General features: G+C 40.7%; 5 protein-coding genes. All 5 read right to left on the reverse strand.

What is annotated here, in order from left to right; all coding sequences use genetic code 11:
* Position 1: 1 nt before the first annotated feature.
* Positions 2-1,987, reverse strand: a complete 1,986-nt coding sequence (pglZ, locus tag ACWATR_RS36620) for a BREX-3 system phosphatase PglZ (protein WP_460344196.1) — start codon at positions 1,985-1,987, stop codon at positions 2-4.
* Positions 1,984-4,776 carry a DEAD/DEAH box helicase gene (locus ACWATR_RS36625; protein WP_460344199.1) on the reverse strand — a complete coding sequence of 931 codons (2,793 nt, stop codon included), beginning with the start codon at positions 4,774-4,776 and terminating at the stop codon, positions 1,984-1,986. Before ACWATR_RS36625 ends, pglZ begins: the two co-directional genes overlap by 4 nt.
* On the reverse strand, positions 4,773-6,701 hold the full coding sequence (locus ACWATR_RS36630) for an ATP-binding protein (RefSeq protein ID WP_460344202.1): 1,929 nt from the start codon (positions 6,699-6,701) through the stop codon (positions 4,773-4,775). Before ACWATR_RS36630 ends, ACWATR_RS36625 begins: the two co-directional genes overlap by 4 nt.
* A 192-nt stretch (positions 6,702-6,893) precedes the next feature.
* Positions 6,894-8,459, reverse strand: coding sequence for a hypothetical protein (locus ACWATR_RS36635; protein ID WP_460344205.1), 1,566 nt, complete (start codon positions 8,457-8,459; stop codon positions 6,894-6,896).
* Positions 8,460-9,690: hypothetical protein (locus tag ACWATR_RS36640; protein ID WP_460344208.1), on the reverse strand; the 1,231-nt coding region annotated here is incomplete at its 5' end.

The raw sequence follows: 9,690 nt of genomic DNA on the forward strand, positions 1-9,690 counted from the left end.
ATCAAACTGAAACGCTAATAAATGGTACTACTAACTCTTCAACAGAAATACCACCATGAGCAACAATTTGTTTCCCTTCTTGAATAAAAGCTTGCCGACCCGGTGCTAGAAGCGGTAAATATTTTTCTGGCAATCCTAAAGGTTGCCACTCAATTGCATTGGGGAATTCACTTTTAACTTTTGCTCTCAAAATAGAATCTGAGTATATTCTTACTCTTTCTCCACGTAAATCAGCGATCGCACCTTCTCTAGGCTGTCCGATACCAGTTGCCTCAATGTTACCGTGGTCAGATGTCAGAAAAATTTGGAATTTCTGTGCCACCAGAAGGTCTAAGAAATTTGCCATCCAACCAAGTTCTGCCCATTGGCGTACTTGGTTGTGCATCCCCGCAGTACCAAGTTGCATTCCGTGCATGATTTTATCGACTTTATCCACCACCAAACCTATCACCCGTAATCTAGGGGAAAGCTTTTCTTCTAACAATGAAAGACTATCTGTTTCGCCCAATCCCTTAGCATAGGCAACTTCAGCCAGATTTAAGCCTTGATCAGTCCAAAATTGTTTCCAGAGAGATTCTTCCTTAGCTGTGGTTTCTAGGCTACTGGGAAAAAGAATTGGAGGTTTCCCTGCAAATATTGCTTGCCTAGAAACGGAAGTGATGGTTGGTAGCCATGCAAATACTGTTTCGTCGCGGAAGCTTAACTGAGGACTTTGTGCAAGCAGCACCTCTTTCAGCACTAACCACTGGTCTAAAGCTAGACCGTCTAATACTACTAAGGCTACTTTATTGGTTTTTGATGCTTCCAAATACCGTGCTAGAAAACGCGGAATTTGGTGTAACATTACAGGCGCAATTGGTGGCTGATTGTAAAGTGTGCCATAGCGCGAACTTATCCAGCTAAAAAAGGCATTGTCTACCTTTTCTTGCAGGGTAAGAAAGTGTTCATGAAAATCTGATATCTTCTCTTGATGCCACAAAACTATCAATTTTGCCCAAGCTTCACCAAACTTCAGCCACTCTTGGTGCTTGGCATCACTGGGAGGAATCGATACATCTAAAGATTCTAATAAACCTTGTAAGCGTCTGTGTTGGTAAGCTTTTGGGTCAAAACTCAAACCTACTTTTATCCAAGAATTTGACTCTAAGCTTGTGGTTGTTATTTTTAGTTTGTCAGCGTCTATAGGCTGGAGATAACCTTCTAAGAAAAGATGGTTAATGTAAATGCGAATATCTTGATTGTCGAAAGGCAATTTAGTTACAGTGGCGTAAGTACCAGTTGCTTCAGAAACTTGGCTTGACTTTACTAGGTACTGACGAACAAATTCTGGCCAAGCTTGCTGCAAAAAGGCAAAGAAGGCTTGGCGATCGCAAATGATCGTTTCTAGGGGTAAAGTGGAAAATAATTGGCGATCGCGTAAAGTTTGAATGAAGCGATCGCATAAAATTTTTGGTAATCTTTGTCCCCGATAGTGCCAGCGTAAAAGAATTAGCAGTAAATCAGATGTTTGCTGGATTAAGTTGGGATCAATGTTGTAAACATACCGCAGAATAAAATCCTTAGTAGCATTTTCACCTAATTGTTCTGGTTTATGTTGTGCCTGCGCTTGATATAGTGCATCAAAATTGCTGCGGTCTAGGGAATTAACTACGCTGTAGCTAAGATGGGGAAATAAACTGCCTATACTGAAAGCAAGCTGCCGTCCTGCTTCTACTAAGTCATAGGGCAGCAAGCGTAACTCTTGTGTATCCTTGTTGACAACAACAACTAAATCTAACGCTGCACCTTGTTCTTGCTGGGGACGATATTGGGATTCGTAGATGTAGCGGAAGGCGATCGTATCCTCAAAATGGACTATCTCAAAACCTCTGACTTGTATTTGTTGCAACATTTCTGCTTCCGTGAGCAAGCCGTCTGGATCTGCAACTAACGTCAGATTTGCTACCTGTGGTGTAAATTCTTTTAAAATTTGATTACGCCAGTTCACGAATTCTCCACGCGCATTAGCAATAAGGGTATTAAGTCCGGTGTTACCTCAGATTTTTGCTGCATCGCTTCCCGCCAAGTTTGTTCCTCTTGGGTTAGCTGTGCCAATCTGTAATCTCTGACTTGAAGCAGTCCAATACGTTCTATTGCACGTCGTCTTGCTGCAAAAGCATACATACTTTTTTCACGTTCTTTTTCAAGCTGTTGGTGATGTTTCCGTAGCAGTTCTTCATAAATGCCCTTACCTTGAACTAATGCTGTTTCCCAAACTATGCCAAATGCTTTTGTTGCTTCTTCTCCACAGAGGTGTTTTTGAATCTCCACTTCCTCTGTTAATAATTGTTCCCAAATATAACGGGCTGTAGGTGAGAAAACTCGCCCATCATCATTAAGAAATAAGGGCATCATCCTTTGCTGATTCCAATCTTCGGTATAAATGGCTATTCGCCACAGTGACCAAAATCCTTGGACATCTCCTGGTAAGCCTGGGATGGAAATACAAGGGATGGGTTGCCCTTCGGCGAAAACTTGTTTCGCCATAACCATGCCTCGAATTTGAGAATCTTCTAAGGTTAAGTGTTGGGCATTGGCTGTGACTGTTGCTTGTGTTGCATTAAACACAGTGTTTTTTAACTGTTCACCTGTAGGTAAAGTTAAATTCCAAGTGTCACCTTGTTTTTCAGCTATGCCACCATGCGATCGCAAATAGTTGATGGTCATCCGTTCAACCCAGTGGGGAATGGGATGATCTATTAGTTGTTGTGCGGCGGTAGGATCTAGTTCCTCGTTTGTTTGGTAAATTGCTGTACTTTCTTTGGCTACTACAAGCTGTTGTTGTACTCGACTAACAACTTCTTGGACTTTGGTATCTAAACTTTCTGGGTTGATCAGGGTTTCGATATACAAGTCGTCAAATATCAGTCCGGCTTGTGCTGAATCCAGGACATCGCCAGTTTTGTCTACACCAAATTCGCTAAGAATAACTGCCAGCTTTTCTTCCAGTACCTCACGGACGCGATATTCTACGGTATCTTCAAACACGAAGTTCAAAGCGCGGACGGAAAAAGTTTGTCCAATTCGGTCTACCCTACCAATGCGCTGTTCTAATCGCATTGGGTTCCAAGGGATATCGTAATTAACGACTACATGGCAGAACTGTAAGTTTAATCCTTCTCCACCAGCATCAGTGGAAATTAAAATGCGAACATCTTTGGCAAAGGCTTCTTGAACTTGTTTGCGTTCCTCCATCCCCATTGAACCGTTGAGACAAACTACAGAGATACCACGCTGAGTTAAAAATTCCCGCAGCATTTTTTGGGTGGGGACAAATTCAGTAAAAATCAGAACTTTGATGTCAGGGTCGCTTTCTTCCTGTTGCAAGCGATAAATCCAGTCTAGTAACTCTTCCGCCTTGGGGTCTGCACCTGCGGTTTCTGTCAGTTTGGCAGCTTCTAGTAATAATTCCACCTCGGCTTTTTCATTTTTAAATGCTTTGAGTCGGGTTGTCAGGAGTGAATCAACCTGTTCCTGTCCGTCCATTTCTGACCATTCCTCCGCCGCAAACATGGGGAAGAGGGTTAGTTGTTCTTCTGGTTCCCGCAGGACTTCTAACCGCCTTTCTAAAGTGGTGCGGATGGCATGGGTGGAGGATGTTACTAACCGTTGCATCAAAATCATTAAAAAGCCAACATAACTTTTTTTCTGTTTTAGTGCTTGGTTGTAACCTTCACGCACGTAGTCGGTAACTGCTTCGTAAAGTTCGCGGTGCTGGCGATGTTTTACTGACCACGAAACTGGTATAAGCTGAGTTTGTCTTGGTTTAAATAAAGGTTCTCCTTGGGCGTTTATGGCACGGCGTTTTTCGGTACGAATAACGTAAGGTTGTACCCGTTCCCGCGTGACGCTGGAAATATCGGGGAAGGCAACAGGATCTAACAGAGAAATGAGACGATAAAAAGCATCGGTTTTGCCTTGATGCGGTGTGGCAGAAAGCATTAGAAAGTAAGGTGCAGCTTCCGATAATCCTTGACCGAGTTTATAACGGGCAACTTGGTCGCTACTACCGCCTAAACGATGGGCTTCGTCTACTATGACTAAATCCCAAGCTGCGGCGATTAAATCTTCAAAGCGATCGCGGTTATATTCTGCCAGTTGTTCTTTTGTCCAGCCCCGGCGTTTATCCATTGGTTTTACTGAGTCCATTGGACAAACTACTTGGTTAAAAAGATTCCACGGGTTTTGGTTTTCTGGGTTGCTATATAGACGTTGCAAAGTTTTGATGTCTTCAGGAAGGATAAGCTGAAATTCTTCGTTAAAATGCAGCCGCATTTCGCTTACCCACTGGCTGACTAAACCTTTGGGAGCAACTATCAGAATACGTCGCACCATTCCCCGCAGTTTCAGTTCCCGCATAATTAGCCCAGCTTCTATGGTTTTGCCCAGTCCAACTTCATCAGCTAGCAGGTAGCGAACGCTATTAGTGGAAACTGCTTTTGATAATGCTTTGATTTGATGCGGTAAGGGAATAACAGCAGATTCAATTGGTGCTAGGAGTACATCTTGAGTTAGTGCATCTGCAATGCGGGCAGATGTGGCAATGTAGGCAATACCTGCTGAAGTGGTGATTCCTGCAACGGATATTGGTTTTAGTGTGTCTGCGCGAACGCGAACTACAGTTTCTTGGTTGGGTAGCCAGATGCGATGGAAGGTATTACCCCAAAGGGTTTGGGTTTCAATAACTTTGCATAATTGGCGATGTTCTTCACTCCACAACCAAGCACCATCCATCATGGTGCCTCTCTCGCTAAATCTTGTAAATGAGGTTTGAGATGGTACACCTCAGCTTCAAAGTCAATCAGCATCTGTTTTTGGAGAGATTGACACATTACTATTATATCTTCGCTGCCAGTACCTGTCCCTGAACAAATAGCGGCGAGAGTCATTCCCGCAGGAGCATTACCCAAAAGTCCCAGAATTTTTGCAGCTTCGGGGGTAACAGTGACTCCCAAACGCTGTTTCCAAAAAGTATCGGCGATAATTTTTAACGGACGAGAATCAAGTTCGATGCGGAAACGGTTATGTTGTTCATCTGTTTGCACGATTGGAGGACGGCGTTTAGCATTGCGCCAGACACGGGAGACTTCGCGCAAACCAGAACCACCAAGTTCGGCAAAACCTATTAATTTCAAAGCACGAGCAATTAGTGGGTTACGGGCGGTGCTAGTTCCACCGTTCATCAGGTCTTTTTCTGATACTAGTGATGCACCTGCATTGACCATAACTGTACAGTGTGGTTCAAGTTCGATTTGTGCCACTGTGCGTTGGTCTGTGTAGTCCTGGTGAATAATTAGGTTAATTAAAGCTTCGCGGACAGCGATATAGTCAGCAGAACCTGTGGGTATCTGGAGATTATCTGTAGATAACCCTTCAATAGGGTTGTGCTGCGTAATAAAATCAATAGCTTTCCGCAGTGATTGGAGTAAGTTTTCAGTTAATTCTTCTCGTTTATCCCAACGTCCTTCTGTTGTTAATCTTGCGCGTAAGTCGAGAATTTCCCGTCCTATTTTGCGGCGAATTTCTTTACCATTGCCAAATAGCAGCGTTAACTGGTGCAAATCGTCGGGCGTAACTTCTCCCCTTCCATCAAGTAAAATTTGGCGAATTACTTCTATTGGGTTGTTCCAGTCAATTTCTATTCCCTGCTCATTTAAGATTTCTAAGTTAAGCCTTGCCTTTAAAATCTTGCTGTACCAGTGCAGAGTTTGCGTATCTAATTCCGTCCAACCCACGTTCTGGGAAACGTTTGTTTTACCTGTAATAATCAGTTCTTGCCTTTCTTTCCAAGCCTCTAAAAAGCTTCTGCCATCATTTAATGTTATTGCCTCAATCGGCACAGCTTCACCTTGCAGTACTCGCAATAAATCATCTGGTATGGGTGGTTCTGTTGGTGGACTGACAGCAGCCAAGGATTTATACGTAAGTTTTTCTGTAGCAACTTTATCTATCAGGTAAATACTTTGAGCAGCGCGATCGCGTTCTAAACCCCACACCAACATCGGGTAAAGTAAAAGTGCGCCCTCTGTTGTACCAACATATAACCTTTTTTCATCTGAAAACCACTCACAAATAGCAATCTCCTCTGGCATAGGTTCGCTTTGTTCCCCCATCAGCAGCAGCCGAACCATGTGCATAACCCGGCGAATTGGCTTTTGAGTATCAACTAAAAATAGAGGTAACTCGCATAGGTTAAGAATTCCTTGTAGTAACTCTTCGAGTGTTGTAAGTGGGTCTTGTGAATTTAAAATTGTAGTGGCACTGGTTTCATTTAAGCCTCTTAAGTCGTGACCAACATCATTTCTCAGATTTAGTAAGTTTTCTAATTTACCTTTGGCGATACTCTTTTTATTCTGAAAGCACTGGGAAAATAGAATCTGTAAGGGATGGCGAGTACCAATGCTAGAAATAGCTTGGACAACACTAAGAAAGTGACCAAAAGCTAAATTGCCACGAAATTCTGTTAAAGCAGGTGGTGGTAGAACTGTTGTATTTTCTCGTGCGGCAAAGGAAGCTATGGCTAACGCACAGAGGTAACGGGTAGTAACTTCCGCACAACGGAGAATTTGGTCTAATGTTTCTGCTTGAGAACGGGTACGGTAAATGTTGCCATAAGCGTAAGCGATAGGCTGAGGGTAAGTTTGCAGTACTTGGGTGAGCATAGATAATTAAAATCTTTTAGATATAATCGCTACATATCATACCAATACATCTTGAAAATTAAGGTGATTAGACACATAAACGTAGGATTTTTGACTTACTATTTATCTCCATACTTGAAAGGGTAGGCAATGTTGACTACACCAGAAATATAGTTCGTATGGTTTACAACTCAAAATCAAAAAATATAGACCTCATGATACAAAATTTTCTGTATCAAAATCTAAATTGCTTGCCTCATCATTCTGGTCATTTTTAGGAATATATTCTGCAATCAAATCTTTGCATTCATCAATTAAATCAGCAAAAGCTGAGGAGTATCGAGCGAATAATAGTTCTATCTGACTCTGAAAAATTTCTCCAGCAGTTGATCCTTCAGTACGCCATTCAGGTTGAATTAGTCCACTCAGAGTATTTTTTATAGTTTTATAAAACTCATCTGGTAAAAGTAGATGATTACGCTGACTTAATTCAGAAACTGCTTCAAATAAATAATAAATATCATCAGGATTATCTTCACTACATTCCAGTAGAAAATCATCTGATATCTCTAACAAATGAATAATCATAGGGTCTTTCCATTTTTGAACGTTTTCTAATAATTCTCTATATTTTTCATTATCACGAAAACGCTGTATTATTTGTTTAATAACTCTTTTGCTAAATTCATTGGATGATTCTGCCAGACTGTTATTGAGCAAATTCTTTAATGCTGCTGCCGATTGATTAGTTAAAATATCATCTTCTGCCATTTCAGCAAGCATTTTAAAAAGTTCTATACTTCTCGATTTTTGAAACCTTTGAGGAAAATAACGGCACAAAGCAGCTATACGTTTATTTAGTAAATCAAAGTCATCTGCCTCAAATCCGTCTTGCTCACAAATTGTAGCCCAAGACTCTACATACTCAGCTTTTAATTGAGTCAATGACAGGTTTACTAATCTTGCTCTAGCTTGATCTCTCTTCTGTTTATTCCAAAACTGAGAAACTCTTCTATCTAATCCTACTAAAGAAGCAAAGAAATCAGGAGCCTGAGCATCAAATCCTTTCATACCATGAGCTATTTTGATAGCCAGTCCATCATCACTACAATTTTCTAGTAAAACTCTAAAAAAAGTCAGTGCATTAGTTCGCCAAGTCTCTGTTGAAGCATTTGGACGTTCTTGTGCAGCAAAAAATGTAAACAAATGCCATAATCGTACTGGAATTTTCTCAATAATCTCTAAACAATTATTTTTAGCCCGTTGTTGGTATGGAATAAAATAAATATCATCAAACTGAATAGTTACGATGTCTTTTATAAAAGAAATCCCCCTGTAGCCAGTTCTACAAAGAACTACTTGCGAACAAATTTCTAGAATGTGTCGAACAGCTTCAGCAGATGGAAGCACTCCACTAGGATGAGCGCATTTTGAGCGAGTATCTCGCGCAAATTTTAGACATTTTTCTTCATAATCATCAAACAAATCACATTTTCTACATTGTGTGATGAGTTTTTCTTCAAAAGAAGCTTGACCTTTTACAGGTGCTAAAACATTATCCATAGCATCAGAAGCAAAACTATCTCCTTCACGCTTCAACTCTTCTAATCGACGCTCAAGACAATCAGCTGTTGCCATCCATACAAGGATTACTGCTGCTCTATGAGAACCTATTTGATAACACTTGATAGCTTCACGAAACATCTCTCGATCCCCACTATCAGTAACTCGTTCAGCAACCATATCTAGGTCAAGAAATTTATTTTCCTCCCTGTACATTTACTCCTCTCCTGCTCTAGTTAGTGCTTGGTCATACCACATTAAAAGTTTTGGATCTTCTTGTAAAACGTTTTCAGCTATCTTTTTTGCTACATTAATAATAATCTGATAATTTCGGTCTCTCCATGCTTTTTTGAACCCTGCACGGACAGCCTCAAGACGAAATACTTTAAGTTGTTTCTGCTTACTTTGGCAGTATTCTTCAAATTCTCTTAGCAAAGATTTTTCACGTAATTTTTCTAAATCTATTGCTTGGTTTGGATCAGGAACATACCATTTATCTTTCGCAGCATGAATTAATACCGAATCATCTGTTTCTAATCCTATAGCATCAGTCGGCAAATTTTCTTCAATTTTATGAATTTTATCACGGTGAATTGAAGAATGTTTTAGCCAAGAAACTATTTGCTTAGGAATTGTACCTTTACCTTCATAGCAGAAGAAGTTTTGTTCTAAAATATCTGAAAGCTCTAGGGGTTTTTCTACTTTCGACCATGCAGCTTTTGAAAGCATAAATTGAGGGTGTATTTCTTGGAAAGTTTGCGGCTTTTTAGTAAGTTGTTGCTTCAGCCACTGTACGGCGGTTTCTTCGTTACTGACGACTAATTCTAATTGGAGAATTTCTTTTACTGTTATACGTTTTTTATCATACTCTGCTACCTGTTCTGGGAGAAAATACATTTCGTCCCGATTAGTAAAACGTTGTGAGAGTCCGGCATAAAATTCGGAAGCGGAGAAGGGAACAGTAACACCACGTTGGAGATGAAAGGCTACCATGCGGTCAAACAATAAATAATTTTGGCGTTCGGCGATGGTTTCAGCTGTTCCGTTTTTAGCGACGAATACAGGGAGCTTTTGTAAATGGGTACGGATGAACTCCCATGCTGCTTCTTCGCTTCCAGCTTCAAGTTGGAAATGTTGTTCAAAGGTGGTATTGGGTTTGTAGGCAGAAATAATTAAGTCTTGTTTTGTAGCATTACTACTATTAACTTGCTTAAATGAACCTTGCTTTTTATCTAGCGTCCGTACATCTGCAATAACAAAACCAGCTTGCTGCATTGCTTCTTGTATAGAATTCCATACACTGTTTCTAGAATTATGAAACTCTACAGTCATCCAGTGTTCTGGTTTGAGGACTCTATAATATTGTTCAAAACATTTCGCCATCAGCTCTTGATATTCAAAAAGTCCTTTACCTTGAATCTTATTTTCTATTGCTTCTCGTTTTGTA

This window comes from Nostoc sp. UIC 10890, from assembly GCF_054786515.1.